Source organism: Planococcus shenhongbingii (assembly GCF_030413635.1).
Taxonomy (GTDB): Bacteria; Bacillota; Bacilli; order Bacillales_A; family Planococcaceae; genus Planococcus; species Planococcus shenhongbingii.
Window position 1 is genome coordinate 955442 of sequence record NZ_CP129235.1, and the last position, 21181, is coordinate 976622.

Here is a 21181-nt window from a genome sequence, read left to right on the forward strand (position 1 = left end):
TACTGGAGCTTATATTTTAATGATTAAACGATTAAGTATTCTTTTAACGCTTGCTGAAGCGTGCCAAGTGTTTTTGTTTTTTGGTCAAACGATAAATCCAACTGAATCATCTTTCTAACCACTTCAGTCCGTAAACCGGTAATGATGGATTTGCAGCCCATCATAGCAGTGCCGTCGATAATTTTCATCAAGTGGTGGATGGCTTCAATTTCCATGTCAGCGATGCCCGACAAATCGATAATCAATGTTTGGATGCGGGATCTTCCGATTTCTGTCAATACCTTTTCTTCCAGGATGTTAGTCCGAAAAGAGTCGACTGAACCTATTAAAGGCAGGATGCAGACCGATGCATTGATCGGAATGATTGGAACTGACAAATTTTCAACCAGCTGGCGATGGGCCAGAATCAATGAATCTTTATATGTAGAGTAGTTTATGAAAAAAGTATTTAAAAACGTATCAATTCCGGAATTGAGCCCTTCTTCCAGACGGAAAAAATCCATAGGCATTTTTTTAGCCAAGGTTAAGTTGTAATGCTCAATAAATTTCCAGAGAGTGCGTCGAATTGCCTGAATCCATTCCAGCTTGAAGGTTAAGGCGATGGAATGCGTAGCCCAAGCGATGCCTTCTTGCTTGGCAAATAAATTCAGTTGTTCTTCTTGGCCATCGATGATAAAAACAACTAATTTATGAGCATTTGAAATAAGATCAATATTTCCAATAGCCAAGATTTCATCGATTTTCTCTTTTACATTAACAGCTTCCGATAACAGATGCTCCTCGAAATCTTCTCTATTATTTTCGAAAAAAGTTTTTAGTTCTTTTGAGTTCTCTAATGCCTGTGCCACGTCAGTTTCCCCTTTTCGATGGTATTTAAGAAAAATTCACTTTAAATTAATTCTATTACTTTATAAATTGAATACTTCGCATTCGAAATATTTTACTATGGAATAAAAAAAGAAACCATATTAATCTATTGTATGCTTCAAAAACCCTTTTGAGTAGCGTTATGTTTTAATGCAATACTTTACGGGTGCTCAAAACTTGAAGATATTGACTATTCCGAATATTGAATTTATAATTACGGATGTGAAAGCTTTTAAGCCTAACCAATATTGTTGAATTTTACATGGTGAGATAGAGGTCAAGTTAAACACCCAGATAAATACATACGGCAAAATCTGAATAACTGATATCCGCAACAGCCAGCAATAATAAATGGCTCTATTACCCGAAGTAAAACTCATTCACGCTTTAAGCCATTTACCATAACTTCAACAAACTTAATTTTGGGTGTGATAAAACGGATTTTCGTTTTATTTACTATAGCAGTCAAACTTTAAAAGGGGGGATTTGCGTGAGGTTCCAAAAAAGTATATGGAGTGCTTTAGTGTTGGCATTTGTGCTGCTGATTTTAGCTGCGTGCAGCGGAGGCGGCGAAGAGGGAAGTGAGGGCAGTGGCGGAGACACTGGAGATTCCGGAGAGTCAGGAGGCCAAAAAATTACGGTTTTCAACCGGAAAGTTGAAATTTCAGATCAGCTGGCTGCAATGGCCAAAGAATATACAGAAGAAACAGGCGTTGAAGTGGAAGTTCTCGGCACAACTGGCGACGACTATCTTCAGCAGCTGCAGATCCGGTTGAACAGCAACCAGGGACCATCTATTTTCACGCTTCAAAATGAAACCGAAGCTGAACAATTGAAATCATATGCTTATGATCTGAGCAAGGAAGAATACGTACAGCACATAGCGCCAAATATGGAGTTGAAAGTCGACGACAAAACAGTTGGTGTTCCATACGGAGTAGAAGGATTTGGAATAGTGTACAACAAAGACCTTGTGAAACCCGAAGATATTGCCGACTATGAATCTTTTGTCAGCACGCTGGAAAAATTCAAAGGCCAAGGCATCAATGGCTTCGGTCTTGCTCAAGATGCGTATTTCTTGATCGGACACATGAGCAACTATCCTTTTGCCCTTCAAGAAGATCATTTTGATTTTATTGATCGATTGAATGCTGGAGAAGTAACCATGGCAGAAACACCTGAATTCCAGGAGTTTGGAAAGTTCATGGAAGCGATAAAAGCGAACACACCGAATCCGCTCAGCATCACATATGACCAGGAAATCGGTGATTTTGCATCAGGAAAAACTGCGATGATCCACCAAGGAAACTGGGCGTTCGGTATGCTCTCAGAATTCGATTTTGATTTTGAGGTCGGCATGATGCCGTTTCCGCTGATGGGCAATGATAAATTGGCGGTTGGCGTGGGCAACAACTGGGTGATCAATAGCCAAAAAGAAGAAGCGGAAATTCAAGCGGCAAACGACTTCTTAAACTGGATGGCTACTAGTGAAACAGGGCACCGCTACATTGTAGAAGAGTTCGGATTTGTTCCGGCTCTGACAAATATCGAAGCGGGCGAATTGGATCCATTATCAAAAGCTGTTCTGGATGCCAGCAATAGTGGGGAGACCATTCCTTGGGCCATCAACTATTATCCGGCTAATATCGTTCCAAACGATTTAACGCCACTAGCTCAGCAATTCTTCTCAGAAGATATGACCGGCGAAGAATTTATTGCAGGCATGGATGAAGCATGGAAAGGCGCTCAATAAAAATTAAATAAAAGTGGATCTGGACACGCCTTTATAGGTGTGTCCACAGCTTGTTGAGAAAGTTAATTTTGTATTAGTGAGCTGCAACGCACTTTAATTTTCGAAGCTAGCGCAGCGATGCAGGGACAGTACGGTTTTCTCCGCTATTTGGCTTCATATCTGAAGAATAGGAGCAAACAATAGAGAGCTAACTCAAGCAGTTCCTATTTTAGAGAATCTCTAAAGGTGGAAAAAGGAAGTTGAATGCAGCGGAAGGCGGCGACTCCAGCGGGAGCAGCGCGAGCCGAAGACCCTGGACAGAGCGAAGCGAAGGAAGCGACTGAGGCCGTGTCCGCGGAAAGCGTCCGCCCTGGAGCGAAATGAAAGAAAAGCATAAGGGTTATCAACAGTCTGGGACACGCCTGTACAGGCGTGTCCACTATTCCTTTATCAGGTCCCTGCTTATCAATCACAGGAAAGAAGGGGTGGACGTGACGAAAAGAAGCAACATCAAATGGTTTGTATTATTCACTGTGCCCTTGCTCTTTATCTTTACGATAGTGGTAATTATCCCTTTTCTCATCGGCATCTATTATTCATTTTTTGAATGGGACGGAATCGGAGCAAATCCAAAAGTTTTTGTAGGCACGGATAACTTCATCGAATTATGGAAAGATGAACAATTTCTTCGGTCGACTTGGCTGACGACTTTGTTTACTGTACTATCGGTCATCACCATCAACATCATCGGGCTTGCTTTTGCCATGCTGGTCACGTCCAAGGTCCGGTCTGCCAATGCGGCACGGACTTTGCTATTCATGCCGTATTTGATTGGTGGACTGATTTTAGGTTACATTTGGCAATTTGTATTTTTGGATGTTTTTACGTTCTTCGGAGAAATTACCGGATTTGACCAAGTATTTTTTAATTGGCTTGTTGATCCGGAGTTTGCTTTATACAGCTTAGTTTTTGTCTTCACCTGGCAAATGGCCGGCTATATCATGATCATTTACATTGCAGGAATTCAAGCTATTCCGAATGATGTCATCGAAGCGTCCAAAATAGATGGAGCCAGTAAATGGCAACGCTTTACCAGAATTACGCTGCCTCTGTTGATGCCTGCCCTGACCATCAGTTTATTTTTGACCCTTTCATCCGCTTTTAAAATCTACGATGTCAATTTGTCGCTGACTGGCGGGGGACCGGCAAATGCCACTGAGCTATTTGCGATGAATATCTACCAGGAGATTTTTGGAAGCAGCAATTATGGCTTTGGGCAAGCGAAAGCCATTGTCTTTTTCTTGATAGTCGCTGCCATTACGCTGACCCAAGTATATATGACGAAAAAACGGGAGGTTGAGATGTGATGAGGAAAACCACAAATGTCTTGAAAGCGGTTTTGCTGATTCTGTTAGCGCTTTTCTTCCTGTCTCCAATTTACATCATTTTTGTCAACTCGTTTAAAGATCGCCAGGAACTATACGATAATGCTTTATCTCTGCCGGAAAATTTTAGTTTTCAATACTATATTGAAGCAATTGAGAAAATGAATTTTCTAAGCGCACTCGGCAACTCACTTTATATTACGATTATTTCAGTTTTACTGATTGTCGTCTTATCCTCTATGACTGCCTGGATGCTGGTCAGAACCGAAAGCAAAATAAGTACTGTCATTTTCATGACTTTAATCGCGACGATGCTGATTCCTTTTCAGACCTTGATGATGCCGCTTATGCAATTGATGAGTTCCATTACTGAAAACTTGAATATCCCTATGTACAATACCCGGGAAGGGCTGATCTTCATGAATATCGGTTTTCATGCCAGTCTTTCTGTTTTTTTATACCACGGCTTCATCAAGTCTATCCCCATTACATTAGAAGAAGCAGCTACGATAGACGGAGCTTCGAAATTCGGGGTTTTTTGGCGAATCATCTTTCCGATGCTGAAACCCATTACAGCTACAGTCATGATTTTGAACGTTATCAGTATTTGGAATGATTTTCTATTGCCTTCCCTTACATTGATTGACACGAACTTGCGGACAATTCCTTTATCGACATTCTTTTTCTTTGGTGAATTTACTATTCAATGGAATTTAGCGATGGCGGGATTGACTTTAACCATCATTCCGGTAATTATTTTCTATGCATTGGCGCAAAAACACATCATTAAAGGCATCGGAGAAGGGGCAGTAAAATAAGAGGAGATTTCAACTTAAGAGTTATTGATGCAGGGAGGGCGTAACATGCGTGATTTGCCAGGTTTGACAGGCGCCTTATATGTTTTTGCAGAATGGATCATGCGATTTTCGATGGCAAACCTCTTATGGATTATCGTTAATCTGCCTTTGCTGTTTGTTTTGCTGAGTGTTTACATTAATGGATTCGGCCCTGGGTTTGTGGTGTATTTACTGCCGCTTGTCTTGTTGATTCCAGCAGTGACAGTTCCAAGTACCGTTGCCTTATTTGCGACAGCCCGGGAATGGATTCTGCAAAAAGACCAGTCTTCGATTACAAAAACGTATTTTTTTCACATGAAAGCGAATTACCGGAAGAATTTTTTAGCGGGGTTGGCCCTATTGGCATTATGGTTAGTCTGGCTGGTGGATATTTATTTTTTTAAGCAGTCGAATGATTTTATGGCTTTGCTATTTACGCTGATTGGGCTTGGTTTGTTTGTGTATACGCTTAATTTCTTTTCACTCTGTGTGCATTACCGAATGAAAACAAGAACTCTATTGAAAAATGCATTTTTTATCACACTTGGTAATCCGTTATTAAGCTTGTTCATCCTGGTAAGCAATATGTCGCTGTTTTATGTAAGTGCTACAAGATTATACTTCCTGATTCCACTATTTACAGTATCAATCAGTGCGTATCTTTCTTTTCTTGTTTTTTACCGATTTTCTTTGAAAATGCAAAAAAAAGCAGAATCGTCGATTTGAACGGCATTGGTTCCAGAAGAAAGAAAAGCAAGGAGAGAAGGATGACTATGGAAAAATTTCCACAAGCTTTTATTTATGATTTGGATGGCGTGATTACAGATACAGCAGAATTTCATTTTTTGGCATGGCAGAAAATTGCGAGTGAGCTCGACATTCCAATTGACCGGCATTTCAATGAACAGCTTAAAGGAGTAGGGAGGATGGATTCGCTGAATATGATCTTAAAACTAAATCCCGCTCTTTCTGAGCTCTCGGAAAAAGAGAAACAAAATTGGGCCAGCAAAAAAAATGAGCATTATTTAGAGTTGGTTGAAACGATAGATCCATCTCATATTCTTCCAGGAATTTTAGAGCTGCTAAGCGCCAATAAAGAAAAAAACATTAAAATCGCTCTCGGTTCAGCTAGCAAGAATGCCCGCCATATCCTTGGAAAGCTGGGGTTGACTGCCTACTTCGATTACATTGTCGATGCCGAAAAAGTGAAGAAAGGAAAACCGGATCCTGAAACATTCATAGTTGCCGCTGATGCATTAAGACTCAGCTGCTCCGACTGCATAGGTATTGAAGATTCAACTGCTGGAGTTGAAGCAATAAATGCGGCAAACATGTTTTCCGTTGGAGTAGGAGATGCCGCTCATCTTTCCGAGGCAGATTATCTGGTTAGCGATACTTCAAAATTGGTATTTGAAGAAATTATCGAGCGCTATCAGCAGGCTAACGCCAAAAGATAAGCGGACAAATGGCTTCCAGATTCTTTTGCAATCTTCGGGAGCAGCTGAGGAGTGAAACCGATGGCGTGGAAACTGACAAAATGCGAACTAGATAATCCTAACTTATTGCTCGATGAGAGCATTTTATCCCTGGGAAATGGCTATTTGGGGGTAAGAGGAAATTTTGAAGAAGGCTACCCGGAATCATTTAGCTCTATTCGAGGGACTTATATTAACGCTTTTCATGATGAAGTGGAAATTGTATATGGGGAGAAACTGTACGGCTATCCCGTGATGCAGCAAAAAATCCTTAATGTCATTGATGCCCAGAGCGTTCAGATTTATCTGGATGATGAATTGTTTTCAATGTTTGAAGGAGAAATTATTCATTTTGAACGAAGTTTACATATGGAAGCTGGATTTGTAGAACGGATAATCCACTGGAAATCGCCAAAAGGAAAAGAAGTGAAAATTCATTTCAGAAGGCTTACTTCTTTTATTACGAGAGAATTATTTGCAATTGCAATTAACATAGAGCCGATTGACGGCATACGGCAAGTGAAAATTATTTCTGCAGTTGAAGGAGATGTCTCGAACTTTGTGGACCTTCGGGATCCAAGAGTGGCTTCCGGGCATGCGAAAAGGCTGTATGTAATGGAAGCCCGAAAAGAAGAGGACTACAGTATTGTCAAAGACTTGACGTACGTCACTCAACTTGAAGTGGCTTGTGTAACCGCTACGGATATCTGCGCTGAAAAGTATTCGTATGAAAGCCAAGCGGCAGAAAGCCGTGTTGAAGAAATCTATTTGTGCGAAGGCAATCGGCCGATTGAATTTACTAAATTCAACGTCTATACGGATACACTTAGACACGGAATTGAAGTAGTGGAAGAAGCACGCAAAATTCAGGAACGGTTAGAAGAAACCAGTTTTGAAGATTTGCTGATGGAGCAAAGAGAGTATTTGGACCGATTCTGGCTGCATTCTGATGTGGAGATTGATGGGGATGCCGCCCTCCAAGAAGGCATTCGCTTTAATCTTTATCACCTGCTGCAATCAGTCGGCAAAGATCCTCACAGCAATATTTCGGCGAAAGGACTGTCAGGAGAAGGTTACGAAGGGCATTATTTTTGGGACACAGAAATTTTTATGTTTCCTGTTTTCTTGATGACTAATCCGGAAATAGCCAAAAATCTTCTCTTATACCGATATTCCATATTAGACAGCGCACGAGCCAGGGCGACTGTCCTTGGACATAAGAAAGGCGCATTATTTCCTTGGCGGACCATCAATGGCCCTGAAAGCTCTGCGTTTTTTCCAGCAGGCACTGCCCAATACCATATCAGCGCTGATATTGCTTATAGCTATATCCAATATTATTTGGTAACAAAAGATGAAGCATTTCTTAAAGACGTCGGGGCCGAGGTGCTGTTTGAAACTGCCCGGTTATGGGTGGATACAGGGCATATGGATAATGGGCAGTTTAAAATTGACTGTGTCACGGGTCCAGATGAATATACCTGCATCGTCAACAATAATTATTATACAAATGTAATGGCCAAACATAATCTTTTATGGGCTGCACGAGTTTATCAGCAGATTAAAGAAAACGACGAAATGCATTTCGAGAGGCTCACTGAACATTTGAAACTCACAGATGAGGAAGTGACGGAATGGCGGGAAGCAGGAGAAAAGATGTTTCTTCCATATAATGAAGCATATAAAATCAATGCGCAGGATGATAGTTTTTTACAAAAGGCCCGCTGGAATCTGGATGAGATTCCGCCATACAAGTTTCCGATGCTCTTGAATTATCATCCGCTTGCTCTTTACAGGTATCAAGTATGCAAGCAAGCAGACACTGTACTGGCGCATTTCTTATTGGAAGACGAACAGAGTTTCGAAACGATAAAAAATTCCTATGATTATTACGAACAAATCACGACTCACGATTCCTCGCTGTCTTATTGTATATTCAGCATCATGGCATCGAAGCTGGGCTATAGAGAGAAAGCTTATCAGTATTTCCAAGAAACGGCCCGTTTGGATTTGGATAATAGCCATGGCAATACAAAAGACGGACTTCATATGGCGAATATGGGAGGTTCATGGCTCACTATTGTATATGGATTTGCCGGTTTGCGGATAAAAGAAGACGGTCTTCATTTAGCTCCAGCGCTTCCGGATGAATGGAATTCTTTTGCTTTTCATTTTCAGTTTCACGGCCGCTTGATTTATATGCGTATCGACAAGGAGTCCGTCAGCTATCAATTGATTGAAGGAGGAAAGGTAATCCTATTTCATCATGAAGAGCCGATTGAACTGAGTTCGGAGAAAAAAGTGGAAATTCGGCAGTATGAAAAATGGCATTAAGGAATATAGAGGACTGCTTTTCACTCGATTTGTGAAGAGCAGTCCTCTCGCTCTTTCATATTTAATTTGCTTACTTTCCATGCCAAACAGGCATATAGTCTTAAAATTTTAGAGAAAGCCAGGGCTTTCCTTTCATTTACAGGGATATGAAGTAAGGTTCTTTGCTTAACCTTTTGCAAGCCCCTACAATATAGGTAAGAAATTATAGCGGGAACTCATGCATATGCAGTTGGCATTGAAGAACGCATCGATCAGCTTTATTCCAGGTTTTCTATCCGTTACTAATTAAGAATAGAAAGGAAGAAGCATAATGGCTACCAATCCCAATAATGAAAACAATCAAAAGACTCCTTTTATAGGCATTGGCATTGTGTTAGGCGTTTTAATCGGTACAATTATCGGCATGATTTTTGGCAATGTGGCAGTCGGGCTTGGATTTGGCATTGCGATTGGGTGTGCGGGCGGAGTGGCATTGGAGCAAAATCGAATAAAAGCTTAAAAATGAAAAAATTAACAACGCCGCATTCAATCAATTGGATTGAATGCGGCGTTGTTTTGTTTTATCCCATTGACCTATAAGTCCGAATGGATCAACTTCCCCTCAGCGGAAAATAATTACCACTGAGTGGTTTTCTTTTTATTCATCAAATGCAAGGTCTTTTACCCATAAGGATAGATGGTCTTTAATCGCTTGATTTGCAGCTGGATCAGCATTTTTTAATAATGTGATTTTGTAATTTTTATGGTTCTGGCTTTCCACATAAGTAGGTGTAAAAGAAGGCTCTTTCAGGACGATAGTTGTCGAATTGGCATCTATTGTTTTTTTAGCATGGATATGAAGAATTCCACCAATCTGCCTTTGCAGTCCTTCTTGGCCTGACAGGAAATTGCCTAAAGAATAGATGGCGAAGCTTCTCTTTCCATCCGTCGTTTCAATCCATTCTGCAGGCTGCAGCACATGGGGATGGTGTCCGAGAATAAGATCGGCACCTTGTTCAGCAGCGAAATGCGCCAATTCTTTTTGTTCATCGGTTGGCATAGTTTCGTACTCATTTCCGAAATGCAAACTCAATACCACAACATCTGAGGCGGCTTTCGCTTTTATCAAGTCTGTTTTCATTTTCGCTTTATCGATACGGTTGAGCAGATAGTCTTTTCCTTTAGGTGTGGGGATTCCGTTCGTTCCGTACGTATAAGAAAGAAAAGAGAAGACAATGCCATTTTTCGTGATGGTGGGAATCTGATTGCGTTCTTCTTCAGAAGCAGAGGCACCGGTATGCGTCATCCCGATTTTATCCCAGTATTTCAGCGCACTGACAATCGCTTTTTCTCCTCTGTCGAGTGTATGGTTGTTCGCCATCGAAACAACATCAATCCCTGCGCTTTTCATTGCATCTGCCACTTCAAACGGACTGTTGAACGAAGGATAAGTGGATAAACCTACTTCGTTTCCTCCGACAATGCTTTCGGAATTAGCGATGGTGATATCGGATTTTTCGAGAAAAGGCTTTACTTCGGCAAACATGGGGTTAAAATCATAACCGTTTTCGGTTTGGGCATCCAGATAAACCCGTTCATGAATTAAAATATCGCCGACTGCCGATAAGGAAGCCACGCTTGTTTTAACAAGTTTAGAGGGAATAACAGCAACCGGAGCTTTTCTAGTTTCAAATTCACCAACTTTTGCAATAGGAGCCCCTGTTTCTGAAAAACAACCAGACAAAAACAGTACGAGTAGAATGAAGAGAAGGATCATGGATTTTTGGTTCTTTTTCAACGTCGACACCTCTGTCTAGTAAATATGTTTTGTCTTTAAAGCTTAAAAGAAATGAAATGGCCGAATATGACATTACTGATATCGTACTATACTAACGCAGAAAGAAATAGTCTTTTTGTAATACCGGAATGCATTGTTCTTTCGATAAATTGATAAAAAAACCAGCATAAGCAGAAAACTGAAAGAATAGTTGAATAAGTTTTTTCGACGTACTGTTAATGAACGAATGTGAAGAGATTGGTTGAGCAATGGACAATAAAGGCAGCGGAAATTGCAATTTTGACAGAATATTGACAATTAACAGAAAGTAGATAGTATTAATACTAGTTACACTTTGTAAGGTGTTTTCCAACAATTGCAAGGCTCACTATTTCAAAAAGGAGGAAAAAAATTGACTACTTTCGAGGAAAAACAGCCTGCCGTGTCCGTGGAAAAACTGAAGTGGATGTACGAACATATGGTGAAAAGTCGATATTATGAAGACCAGATGGTAGAAGTGTATACCGAAGGAAAGACTCCTGTATTTAATATAGGTGCCGGTCCGGTTCCTGGTGAGATGCACTTGTCAACAGGGCAAGAGCCGGCTGCAGCAGGCATTTGTGTGCATTTGACAAAAGACGATACGGTAACGGCACCGCATCGTCCGCATCACCATGCCATTGCAAAAGGCGTCGATTTAAAAAAGATGACAGCCGAGATTTTTGGTAAGGAAACAGGTCTTGGAAAAGGCAAAGGCGGCCATATGCATTTGTTTGATCCTGACGCCAAATTTTCCTGTGGAGGAATTGTTGCTGCTGGCATTCCACATGCCGCCGGAGCGGCGCTTGCCAGCAAAATGCAAGGCAGGGACTGGGTAGCCGTGGCGTTTATCGGCGAAGGCGCTGCCAATGCAGGCGCATTCCATGAATCGTTAAACCTTGCGGCGTTATGGAATCTGCCGTTAATTGTGGTAGTCGAAGATAATTCTTATGGCATCTCTGTCCCAAAAGCTTCCTCGACTGCTGTGGCTTCAAACGATTTGCGGGCAGCTGCATATGGAATTGCAGGCGCTTATGTCAAAGACAATGATCCGATTGCAATGTATAGAGCTTCGGAAGAAGCGGTTGCAAGAGCGCGGTCTGGACAGGGACCGACAATTATCGAGATTGAAACCCATCGCTATTTGGGCCATTTCCAGGGAGATCCGGAATTATACCGCGACAAAGCGGAAGTGCCGGGGTTGCGCCAGTTAGACCCAATCCTGAAACTGCGGAAAATGCTTGTAGAAGCAGAAGGAGTTACAGAAAAGGAAATTGAGAAAATTGAAAAACAGGCTAAGCAAGAAGTGGATGAAGCATATCAATTTGCAAGAGACAGCAGCTATCCTGAACCTGAATCAGCGTTAAAAGATGTATTCACATCTTAAAATGGAAGGGGCAAATTCAGAATGGAGACAGCGAAAAAAAGAATCTTAACAGGCAATAAAGCAATGGCTGAAGCGATTGCACTTGAAATGGAAAGAGACCCGAACGTTTTTGTGCTGGGAGAAGATATTGGAAACTATGGCGGCATATTTGGATCGACGCAAGGATTGATTGAAAAATACGGTTCGCAGCGGGTATTGGATACGCCGATTTCTGAAACGGCATTTATTGGTGCTGCTATCGGTGCCGCTGCGGAAGGCATGCGGCCGATTGCTGAATTGATGTTTGTCGACTTTTTCGGGGTCTGCATGGACCAGATTTACAATCACATGGCGAAAATTCCTTATATGTCTGGAGGAAACGTCCGGTTGCCGATGGTGCTTATGACAGCGGTCGGCGGCGGATATAACGATGCAGCGCAGCATTCCCAAACGCTTTATGCCACATTCGGTCATATGCCAGGCATGAAAGTGGTAGCCCCTTCCACTCCCTATGATTTGAAAGGTATGATGATTTCTGCTATCCGGGACGACAATCCGGTCCTGTTCATGTTCCATAAATCACTGCAGGGGCTGGGATGGATGGAACAGCTGGAGGCATCTGCCGAACATGTGCCGGAAGAAGCTTATACAGTGCCGCTTGATAAAGCGAAAATTGTGAGGGAAGGGACTGACGTCACGATTGTGGGCGTCCAAATGATGACCCATTACGCGGTAGAAGCGGCCGAAAGACTGGCAAAAGAAGGAATCGAGGCGGAAGTGATCGATTTGCGTTCAATCGCTCCGATTGATAAAGATACGATTATCCAGTCAGTCAAGAAGACGCATCGGTTATTCGTTGTTGATGAAGACTACAAATCTTACGGCATGACTGCTGAAGTGACAGCAATTGTAGCGGAAGAAGTGTTTTACGATTTGGAGGCTCCGCCACGGCGTCTGGCCAATCCGGATGTGCCAGTACCTTACAGCCGTCCGCTGGAAGACTTTGTGATACCGAGCGCGGAAAAAATCTATGAACAAGTAAAAGAGTTAGTGAACGAAGGATAACGGGAAAACAGGAGGCGGTGGAATGATTGAAGTGAAATTACCGAAAATAAGGGAGGATGTCGACGAAAGCTTAGTGGTCATCTGGTTCGTTTCCGAAGGAGATGCAGTTAAAAAAGGGGACCCTTTGCTTGAAATACAAACTGAAAAAGAAGTGTCTGAAATAGAAGCTGAAACCAGTGGGATCATTAAAAAAATTGTCTTTAAAAGAGGGGAATCAGCAAAAATCGGGGAGGTGTTGGCTACGATTGATCCAACAGGAAAAATTCAGGAAACTAAGCCGGAAGAGCAAAGAATGGTAGAAAAAGTGGAACCGGAAAAAAGTGCAGAGACAGAAAATCAGAAGCCAGAAGAACAGAAAACAACAGAAACAGCCGAAAATCAGGAAACGGCTACTGAACAAAAGGAACCGGCAAAAGCGATGCGTTTGGCTCCAGGTCTGCGAAAGCTTGCGCGCGAACTTAACGTTCCACTGGAGTCAGTAGCGGGAACGGGAAGAAATGGCAAGATTACGGAAAAGGATATTCGCAGAGTGGCTGGACAAACTGAAGTGATGGACGCAGCTGAGAAAACAAAAGAATCACAGCAGGAAATGCCAAAAGGAGAACCTCCAATGGAAGAACCATCAACAGAAGAACCGGCAACGGAAGAAGCATCAACAGAAGAACCGGCAACGGAAGAAGCATCAACAGAAGAACCGGCAACGGAAGAAGCATCAACAGAAGAACCGGCAACGGAAGAAGCATCAACAGAAGAACCGGCAACGGAAGAAGCATTAACAGAAGAGCCGGCAACGGAAGAAGCATTAACAGAAGAGCCGGCAACGGAAGAAGCATTAACAGAAGAAGCAGTTGAGGCAGTAGCAGTGCAAGAAGAAACATCAAAAGAAGAATCGTCAATGGAAGAGCAGGCGGCAGCAATGCCTGAGGATGAGGCATTACAAGAAACAGCACCAAAAGAATCAGAGACTGAAAACTCATCCACCTCTGACCAAGAAGAGTCAAGCGGCGAAAACGAAGATGAAACTCTGCAAAATGAAGTTATTCCGCTTTCGGGTATTCGGGGGGCAATCGCCAGAAGGATGACGGAAAGCCTTCAAAACAGTGCCCAGCTTACAGAAACTGCGTGGGCAGATATCACAAAGCTGGAAGCTAGAAAAGACTCGTTAGGAAAGGAAGCGGGCTGGACCGCTCTTATTGCAAAAGCTGTGGCACAGACGCTTGGTGAACATCCGGCTTTGAATGCCCATATCATTGAAAATCAAATTATTCCAAAAAGGAAAATCCATCTGGGTTTTGCAGTTGATTCAGAAAACGGTCTGCAAGTAGCCGTTCTTCAGAATGCAGACAAGCACTCGCCAGCCAAGCTGCAGAAGCGGCTTTCTAAACTTGCTGAAAAGGCAAGAGAAGGCAAATTGTCGAGTGAGGAAAGTACCGGCAGCACTTTTACAATCAGCAGCCTTGGCTCGTATCGGGTCCAATTTTTCACACCGATTATCAATCCGCCGGAAGCGGCGATTCTTGGAATTGGGCAAATCGAAAATTACCTTGTAATGGAAGATGGCAAAGTCCAGGAAAGAAAGCGGCTGCCGCTAAGCTTGACGATAGATCATCGGGCAGTTGACGGCGCACCGGCTGCGAAGTTCCTGGGAGACTTGATTGAAGTGTTGGAAAGGCCAAAGCGTTTTTTAAAAGACGAGAAAAAGAAAAAAGAGAAGGAAGAAAAAAAGAAAAAGAAAAATTCTTAATGGGTTTGTTGTAAGGGAAAATACATCGCAGATAAAACAAATACTTATATTAACTAGCTGAAAAAAAGCCGTCCTCATAAATCAAACGATTTAGAGGGCGGTTATTATGGATTGAAAGATTTTCTGTTTCAATTTGTGAATTTCTTACAGCAGGAGGAATATACATGGCCAATGAATTTTTGCAAAAAGGAATGCGCGGAACAAGTGCGCATATTGATGCAGCTGCAGTATTTAAAGAGTTGGATTGGCAAAAAGCTGGAGACAAACCCGATAAATGCCCACATTCCGTTTGGCAGCTTTTATGGCATATGAATTATTGGCAGGAGTTCATGCTGGCGTATTTGAAAGGCGAAGCACCTAAAAACCCGGAACATGCAGAAGAGACTTGGCCCAAAGAAGCAATGCCAGCGAGTGAAGAGGAATGGAATGAGGAGGTCTCAAAGTTCGTGCACGGCTTGCAGCAAGCTGAGCAGGAAGCAGCAAAAGAGTTGTCTGAAGAAGGGTTTGGCGGCAAAAGAAGAACAAGAGCAGATTTGTTGATGGTGATTATCAACCATAATAGTTATCATGCTGGACAAGCTGTTCTGGTGCGGCGGATGATAGATGCATGGCCCCCCTCTTCTGGCGGAGATACTTGGTGAAGCTTCAATATAGTTTTCGGAAATTCAACGCCTGATAGGTATGCGGATGAATTGACAAAAACATCAAATTTATTATAATCCATGGTGAAGAGATCTATTTAGAAAACAGTCTGGGAGTACCAAACTAGAGGGATTTTGAAGCTGTAGAATTCGATTGGTGATGTAAAGCAAGAAGGGGCAGTTCAGGAAGCTGCAGGAGGTCTGTTGAAAGAAGCCTTAATGTCAGTTTTATCTCCTGTCCATGTTTGATCTTGTTTTACGGACAATGAGATTCAAAAAACGAAAAGGAGTGGAATGTCGTGGCTAAGCTCAGACCGAAAAGAAGAAATGAGTTTTTCCCGAGCCTTTTTGAAAGTACAGTGGAAACAGATGTTTTTAACAAATTCTTTGGAGAAACGCATTATCCTCAAGTGGATATTAAAGAAAAAAATGAACTTTATGAGCTGCAGGTCGACTTGCCTGGATTCACAAAAGACGACATCGAAATAGAATACCGGGACGGGTACTTGGAAATCCGCGGCAAAAAAGAACGCGGAGTGGAGTCAGATGAGCAGAATGAGCGGTATATCCGAAAAGAACGCACCTATGGTTCTTTCCGACGCAGTTTTTATATTGGGGAAATCGACGAAGATCATGTAACAGCTGCTTTTCAAAATGGGGTTTTAACACTAAACGTACCAAAATCCCATGACCTGCATAACGACCATATTGGGCACCGCATTCCCATCGAGTAAAAGAAATCATTATACAAAAGGCAGTTTGGAATCCTATCCAAACTGCCTTTTGCTGTAATAAAGTGATGACAAAACAATACGATAGTCGGATAAAGACTGGAAATTATTAGTTAATAATGAAAATGGGATTTATTGTCCGTAGTGTTTATAAGAGCTGCTTCTTATAATGATTGATAAGCTGTTCCCGAATTTACAAATACCGGATAGGAATCAAGGATGGGAATAATCTTGAAAGAGAGGGATTTTTGAATTACTTGCCGGAATGCTGAGAGATGGAAATGTACAGAAGGAATGTTCAAGAAAAAGAAAAAGAATTCATCAGCCATCGGACAGGTAATTTCATTTAAAAGAAATTTTTTTGTGGTTTTCGTAAAAATGGAGTCTATAATAAATAAAAAGAAAGTGAAGACAAGGAGAACTCCATTGAATACATTAAAAGATTTTGGGAGCCGGATAAAAGAATTACGTTTACAAGCGGGCATCACTCAAGAGGCATTGGCTACTCGTGCTGAATTGGATCGCTCTTACGTAGGAGCGATTGAAAGAGGAGAGAAAAACTTATCTCTGCTGAATATCGAGAAACTTTCAAATGCGCTCGATGTAAATTTATCTTATTTGTTTGAGCATGAACGGTTCACGCCACGCTCTGCTTTATTGAAAAAAGAATTTAAAAGGCCATTGGAAAGCCGCTTTACCTATAACATTGATTTAGTTCAGCAAGTTATTTTATGGAGAATAACGGGTCCGATTAAAGAAAATGAGGCGCGGAGAATTGCTCAAACTATTAAAAGCCTGGCATTGCTATTAAAAAAGGGAGAAATCAAACTATTGGTTGATAATCAGGCAATGGTGATGGACGGAGAGCCTTTTGTCTTTACTCCTGAAGTATATGATGTGTGGGAAGAATTGCTGAATTGGATGCTGCCTTACATGAAAAAAGCTGCCATTTTGTGTAATTCGACTTTTATGCAAAATCAACTGGACCGCCTGGCGAAAAGAAGCGGTATTGCAGAGATATCCAAACACATTTTTAGTGAGGATTTAGAGTCTAACTTGAGAGAGGCTCGTGCCTTTTTAGACATCACAGAAAAGTAAATTTAAATCGTTGTAAGTCTGATAATGCCTTTATTGCCATGTTTGTTTGAACTAAGTCCTAATGACTATTCTGAAAAGTGAACCGGCAACCGTGAAATAGTAAGTATATGGGAAAAATGATGTATTTTAGATAAATAAATAAATAATTATAAATTTTCTGACACAACAAGAAGATTTTGCGCTACTATTTAATTATGCAAAAAACAATAAGTCCTGCTGTTGCCTTATTTATTATATTGGCTCCGGAGTTCTCTTCTGTACCTGACAACTTTTCATGTGAGAGATTATTATAGGCAGAGAAATTGAATCTGCTAGTATTCTATAGTTCGTCTAATGCATTCTTTTACATAACAAGCGGGCACGTAAATTTTATTTCAGATTTTTTCTTTTATATAAGAGTTTTCTTTTCTTGTTGCCTAGCCAAGCTGACACTCTAAGAAGGAGATGGGACCTATGCTTTTGAATCAGCCCTTATCTGCAGAAAACGTTAAGTACACTTTTACACGCGTGAAAGACACACACGAAGAGAACGGCCAAAAATTCATCACTTTATTTGGTAGATTAACCATTCAAAGTTCTGTAGAATCAAAAAGCGCATGGGTTGAAATCGAAGAAGTAAAATGGGATCAAGCGCCTCCTAAGTTAAAAAGCATGCCGAATGCCATGTACCTGTACGCCGTATCTGAGAACATTTTCAAGGAATTGATGAATATCTCTGGCAGACATCATCAAAATCTTTACTTTTTAACACCTATCTATATGTCGAAAGAATTTAAACGATTAGGGTTTTAATCAGCAGAGTATAGAAAAGCAGCGCTGTCTTAATGATGGTGCTGTTTTTTTGAATATCAAGCAGAAAATAAGAAGAGAAATATATTTTAGTCATTCGTATACCTGCGAAAAAGACTGAGGGATTCCATTTATTTCAAAAATCTGAGGTGTTGACTTTGGGAGAGGCTATTATCGGGTTTATTTTTGAAATATTGCTGGGTCTGGCAGAAAGTTTTGTGGAAGCAGTACTGTATTTTTATACTCCATCTTCAAAGTTCGAAAAAAATATAAAGAGACTAAAGAAAGTAGAATGGTTTGCAGAACTCGAGGATGATTTCCGGTATAATTATATCATTTGGCATGATAGGAACATAAAACGCTTTTTAGTGAGGCCCAAAAACGTCGACCTTTTGCTAAATGATGAAAAAGAGCGGCTGCATTTTATCGAACTTGTTAAAAGCAAACATCTTAAATTCATTTCAAGACCTTGAAAATAAACTGCTTTTTAAAGGATTCAAGTACTTTGCGCAGGGCATTAATCTTATTTTCAATCTATGGATCCAATTTAAAGCTGCAATCGCAACCTCTGTTAAATTAAGTCATCTGAACGCCTTGATGTCTTTCGGAAAGCCTGCTATTCAATGAATATCGCATTCTTCAGTTTTACTGGAGGTTGCGATGTTTTATTTTATTGGCAATAAAGGGGGCTGAATTTATAAAATCAGCTGAAGAAGAGAAGCTACAAGAACAATTAAGCAATGGAGCCTCCGGAGAGCAGTGACATGAATATATTCTTTTCAGGGGCGTTAAGAAATCTGACATTCTTTGCGAAAAGATGAACGAGCACAAAGCCGATAATGACGACAATGCTTGGCATAAGCAAAACAATCATTCCATTTCTGAAAGTAGGAACCATACTTGTAGCTAATGCATACCCGCTTTTCGCAAAATGTTTACCAGTTATTATAGAAAAAATGGGATTTTATGAAGAAAAAAGGGAAGCAGCTTTATGCAGCGGCTAAACCTCATTAAAGATGGGTATAGAATAGGAATGTAAAAAATGAATAGTTACAGTGGGAAAGTAAATGCCAATCAGAAAGGGGAACCTCCATGTATGAAAAAGGGTGGGATCTATTGTATTTTAAAGAGTCGGCTTTGTTATTTTCGGAGCATTCAGGCCTTCAGCTGCCCGATGATATGCCGAATCCGTTTCAAAACAGTGAGGACAATATAGCGCGAACGGACCAGATCGAATTAGTTCATCCAATAAGCAAACAGCCATATCCATTTGAGTTGATGGAATATGAACATGACGGACAAATGGTCCGTTATGCAATTGCTGAAGTGTTGGAGGCGGGCTTGCCCTATAAATGCGTCTGGTGGAAGAAAGAGCCGATTGAAGAGTACCACAATAAAGAAAATCCATCTGAAATAATTGAATTGGAGCATCAATTTGGAATTTATCATTCTGTACCCGGAATGAAAGAGTTTTTAACCAAGTATAGAGGTATGGCATTTATTGAAATTTGGCAAGAGTACCATGAATTTTTGAAAGAAAAATTCGGGGAGTTGCTGGTGCCTTTAATGCCTGGCAATGCGGAAAAGGAAATTGCAGCTATTTTTGATTTGTATGAAGCTGAACGGATTGAGGATTTTGTGTCGCTTTACCGATACTGCAATGGCAACGATCTAGAACCTTGGATGGAATTAATGGAAGCCGGCCAGCTGGCATATGCCCATATTACGGGATATCCGTTAATGAGTTTGAAGGAAATCCTTATGGAGGCTGAGGATGCAGTGAAGGATGCTGGACGCCAGGAAGAAGTTCAATCCATTCCTGAGGGGTTTGTAAAAGATAACTTTATGCTTTCTCGGAAGATTCCGATTTACCGCGACGGGGGAGGGCATTTTATCGCTATTGATTTGGATCCTGGGACCGAAGGGCGGTACGGACAAGTGATTGAAGTCGATTATAAATACGATGACCGCGTCGTTTTAGCAGACAGCCTTAAAGAATACATCACGGTTTTGTATTATTTTGTAAAAGAACTTGGCGTTATTTACAATGGGGAAGGTTTTGAAGGAGACAAACCTATTTCCGCGTATATCGTTAGAAGCTGGAAATAAGCACTGGGGAATACAGCCAGTGCTTTTAAATTTGAAGAAAGCAGGGCTGTTCCAGTTGTTTGTTCAATTCTAAAAGAAATTTAGTTTCAATGAATTTCAGAAGTCGCTATAGTATGTTTAAAGGGAAGCTTTTTTTTCAGAAATATAAATAGAAAACTCACTAGTTGGAGGGATTTTATGAATATTTTGCTTATGCTGAGGGAAGCCTTTTACGGAGCTGATCCGCACTTGATTGAAGAACTGAAGAAAATTGGTGATGTTAAAGTCTTATACACCGATAAAGGAATAGATAAAGAAGAGCTGAAAAAAGAAGTGAAAAATACGGACATCATTCTCGTGAATATCGTGAAAATTGATAAGGAAATAATGGATGCAGCACCGAATTTAAAGTACATCGTCAAATTCGGGGCAGGAGTAGACAATATAGATGTAGGTTATGCCCGGCAAAAAGGAATCCGTGTGACAAGCGCTCCCGGATTAAATGCCCAGGCAGTGGCGGACCATGCTTTCGGTTTGATGCTATCGGCAGCCCGCGATATCCCTGGGAAAGACAAAGAAGTGAAGTCAAACCATTGGGACACAACGATGGGATTTGAAATTTATAATAAAAAATTGGGCATTATTGGTTTTGGGGCGATTGGGAAAGCCTTGGCTAAGCGTGCTATGGGTTTTGACATGAAAACCATGGTTTTTGGCAACTACAAAGATTATGAACTGGCTGAAAAGCTCAACGCTGATTTTGTAGAACGTGATCAGTTATTTAAGGAAGCCGACTACATCATCATCGCTACTTCCCTGACAGACAAAAATAGGCAGTTCATTAACAAGAAAACCTTGGCGTTGATGAAACCTACCGCTTTTTTAATCAATATTTCCCGTGGCCAATTGGTCAATGAGAAGGATTTGATTGATGCATTAAAAAATCACCAGATCAAAGGAGCGGCCTTGGATGTCTTTGAAAAAGAACCGCCTGTAAATGAATTGCCTCTTTTAAAAAATGTCGTTGCCACACCTCATATTGGAGGAGCCAGTTATGAAGCGGTAGCACGGATAAGCAATGTGTCGATTTCCAATATAAAAAAATTACTGAATGGAGAAGAACTTGATTATGAAGTTCTGTGAGTAACAGGAACTTTTATCTGGAAGCATTTGTATAAACAATGGAGAAAAGGTTTTGATAATGCATATTTTATGCATATACAATGTATATTAAA

Annotated in this window: 18 protein-coding genes; 16 read left to right on the plus strand and 2 right to left on the minus strand. The window is 41.1% G+C overall.

All coding sequences use genetic code 11. The annotated features are described in order from the left end of the window. Positions 1 to 23: 23 nt before the first annotated feature. A complete protein-coding gene (locus tag QWY16_RS04730) occupies positions 24 to 848 on the minus strand; it encodes an STAS domain-containing protein (protein WP_300991757.1) in 825 nt (274 codons plus the stop codon). Between the two features lie 509 nt (positions 849 to 1357). Here QWY16_RS04730 and QWY16_RS04735 point away from each other — a divergent pair. From QWY16_RS04735 to QWY16_RS04765, 7 genes are all read left to right on the plus strand, one after another. Continuing rightward, the gene (locus QWY16_RS04735; RefSeq protein WP_300991759.1) at positions 1358 to 2620 is read left to right on the plus strand and encodes a sugar ABC transporter substrate-binding protein; all 1263 of its coding nucleotides are present in this window, start codon (positions 1358 to 1360) and stop codon (positions 2618 to 2620) included. A gap of 470 nt (positions 2621 to 3090) precedes the next feature. Continuing rightward, on the plus strand, positions 3091 to 3966 hold the full coding sequence (locus tag QWY16_RS04740) for a carbohydrate ABC transporter permease (RefSeq protein WP_300991761.1): 876 nt from the start codon (positions 3091 to 3093) through the stop codon (positions 3964 to 3966). Then, the gene (locus tag QWY16_RS04745) at positions 3966 to 4802 is read left to right on the plus strand and encodes a carbohydrate ABC transporter permease (protein ID WP_300991763.1); all 837 of its coding nucleotides are present in this window, start codon (positions 3966 to 3968) and stop codon (positions 4800 to 4802) included. Before QWY16_RS04740 ends, QWY16_RS04745 begins: the two co-directional genes overlap by 1 nt. A 45-nt stretch (positions 4803 to 4847) precedes the next feature. After that, positions 4848 to 5546: a YesL family protein gene (locus QWY16_RS04750; RefSeq protein WP_300991764.1), complete on the plus strand. Its 699-nt coding sequence runs from the start codon at positions 4848 to 4850 to the stop codon at positions 5544 to 5546. 47 nt (positions 5547 to 5593) lie between these two features. Then, positions 5594 to 6277 (plus strand): beta-phosphoglucomutase, encoded by a 684-nt coding sequence (gene pgmB / locus QWY16_RS04755; protein ID WP_300993282.1) that lies wholly within the window; start codon positions 5594 to 5596, stop codon positions 6275 to 6277. A 60-nt stretch (positions 6278 to 6337) separates the two neighbouring features. After that, positions 6338 to 8629 carry a glycoside hydrolase family 65 protein gene (locus tag QWY16_RS04760; protein WP_300991765.1) on the plus strand — a complete coding sequence of 764 codons (2292 nt, stop codon included), beginning with the start codon at positions 6338 to 6340 and terminating at the stop codon, positions 8627 to 8629. A gap of 310 nt (positions 8630 to 8939) precedes the next feature. Then, positions 8940 to 9128 carry a glycine zipper domain-containing protein gene (locus QWY16_RS04765; RefSeq protein WP_300991766.1) on the plus strand — a complete coding sequence of 63 codons (189 nt, stop codon included), beginning with the start codon at positions 8940 to 8942 and terminating at the stop codon, positions 9126 to 9128. A 138-nt stretch (positions 9129 to 9266) separates the two neighbouring features. Here the strand turns inward: QWY16_RS04765 and QWY16_RS04770 are convergent, their stop codons facing one another. Continuing rightward, on the minus strand, positions 9267 to 10406 hold the full coding sequence (locus tag QWY16_RS04770; RefSeq protein ID WP_300991768.1) for a CapA family protein: 1140 nt from the start codon (positions 10404 to 10406) through the stop codon (positions 9267 to 9269). Positions 10407 to 10851: 445 nt separating this feature from the next. Between QWY16_RS04770 and QWY16_RS04775 the strand changes: the two genes are divergently transcribed. From QWY16_RS04775 to QWY16_RS04815, 9 genes are all read left to right on the plus strand, one after another. Next, on the plus strand, positions 10852 to 11811 hold the full coding sequence (locus tag QWY16_RS04775) for a thiamine pyrophosphate-dependent dehydrogenase E1 component subunit alpha (RefSeq protein WP_300993285.1): 960 nt from the start codon (positions 10852 to 10854) through the stop codon (positions 11809 to 11811). A 21-nt stretch (positions 11812 to 11832) separates the two neighbouring features. After that, complete coding sequence (locus QWY16_RS04780) at positions 11833 to 12855, plus strand: alpha-ketoacid dehydrogenase subunit beta (protein ID WP_300991769.1); 1023 nt, start codon at positions 11833 to 11835, stop codon at positions 12853 to 12855. 22 nt (positions 12856 to 12877) lie between these two features. Continuing rightward, the gene (locus tag QWY16_RS04785; RefSeq protein WP_300991770.1) at positions 12878 to 14599 is read left to right on the plus strand and encodes a dihydrolipoamide acetyltransferase family protein; all 1722 of its coding nucleotides are present in this window, start codon (positions 12878 to 12880) and stop codon (positions 14597 to 14599) included. A gap of 164 nt (positions 14600 to 14763) precedes the next feature. Then, the gene (locus tag QWY16_RS04790) at positions 14764 to 15240 is read left to right on the plus strand and encodes a DinB family protein (protein WP_300991771.1); all 477 of its coding nucleotides are present in this window, start codon (positions 14764 to 14766) and stop codon (positions 15238 to 15240) included. Between the two features lie 299 nt (positions 15241 to 15539). Continuing rightward, the gene (locus QWY16_RS04795) at positions 15540 to 15974 is read left to right on the plus strand and encodes an Hsp20/alpha crystallin family protein (RefSeq protein ID WP_300991772.1); all 435 of its coding nucleotides are present in this window, start codon (positions 15540 to 15542) and stop codon (positions 15972 to 15974) included. Between the two features lie 423 nt (positions 15975 to 16397). Beyond that, entirely contained in the window at positions 16398 to 17069 is a 672-nt protein-coding gene (locus QWY16_RS04800) for a helix-turn-helix domain-containing protein (RefSeq protein WP_300991773.1), read from the plus strand. A gap of 453 nt (positions 17070 to 17522) precedes the next feature. Then, entirely contained in the window at positions 17523 to 17861 is a 339-nt protein-coding gene (locus tag QWY16_RS04805; RefSeq protein ID WP_300991774.1) for a hypothetical protein, read from the plus strand. 1089 nt (positions 17862 to 18950) lie between these two features. Continuing rightward, complete coding sequence (locus tag QWY16_RS04810; protein ID WP_300991775.1) at positions 18951 to 19967, plus strand: SMI1/KNR4 family protein; 1017 nt, start codon at positions 18951 to 18953, stop codon at positions 19965 to 19967. A 177-nt stretch (positions 19968 to 20144) separates the two neighbouring features. Beyond that, complete coding sequence (locus tag QWY16_RS04815) at positions 20145 to 21089, plus strand: phosphoglycerate dehydrogenase (protein WP_300991776.1); 945 nt, start codon at positions 20145 to 20147, stop codon at positions 21087 to 21089. The last annotated feature ends 92 nt before the right edge of the window (positions 21090 to 21181 follow it).

Bases quoted from the DNA above. Each gene is read 5' to 3' on its own strand.
- QWY16_RS04745 (WP_300991763.1), top strand. From the start codon at position 3,966: ATGAGGAAAACCACAAATGTCTTGAAAGCGGTTTTGCTGATTCTGTTA.
- QWY16_RS04750 (WP_300991764.1), top strand. From the start codon at position 4,848: ATGCGTGATTTGCCAGGTTTGACAGGCGCCTTATATGTTTTTGCAGAA.
- pgmB (WP_300993282.1), top strand. From the start codon at position 5,594: ATGGAAAAATTTCCACAAGCTTTTATTTATGATTTGGATGGCGTGATT.
- QWY16_RS04760 (WP_300991765.1), top strand. From the start codon at position 6,338: ATGGCGTGGAAACTGACAAAATGCGAACTAGATAATCCTAACTTATTG.
- QWY16_RS04765 (WP_300991766.1), top strand. From the start codon at position 8,940: ATGGCTACCAATCCCAATAATGAAAACAATCAAAAGACTCCTTTTATA.
- QWY16_RS04775 (WP_300993285.1), top strand. From the start codon at position 10,852: ATGTACGAACATATGGTGAAAAGTCGATATTATGAAGACCAGATGGTA.
- QWY16_RS04780 (WP_300991769.1), top strand. From the start codon at position 11,833: ATGGAGACAGCGAAAAAAAGAATCTTAACAGGCAATAAAGCAATGGCT.
- QWY16_RS04785 (WP_300991770.1), top strand. From the start codon at position 12,878: ATGATTGAAGTGAAATTACCGAAAATAAGGGAGGATGTCGACGAAAGC.
- QWY16_RS04790 (WP_300991771.1), top strand. From the start codon at position 14,764: ATGGCCAATGAATTTTTGCAAAAAGGAATGCGCGGAACAAGTGCGCAT.
- QWY16_RS04805 (WP_300991774.1), top strand. From the start codon at position 17,523: ATGCTTTTGAATCAGCCCTTATCTGCAGAAAACGTTAAGTACACTTTT.
- QWY16_RS04810 (WP_300991775.1), top strand. From the start codon at position 18,951: ATGTATGAAAAAGGGTGGGATCTATTGTATTTTAAAGAGTCGGCTTTG.
- QWY16_RS04815 (WP_300991776.1), top strand. From the start codon at position 20,145: ATGAATATTTTGCTTATGCTGAGGGAAGCCTTTTACGGAGCTGATCCG.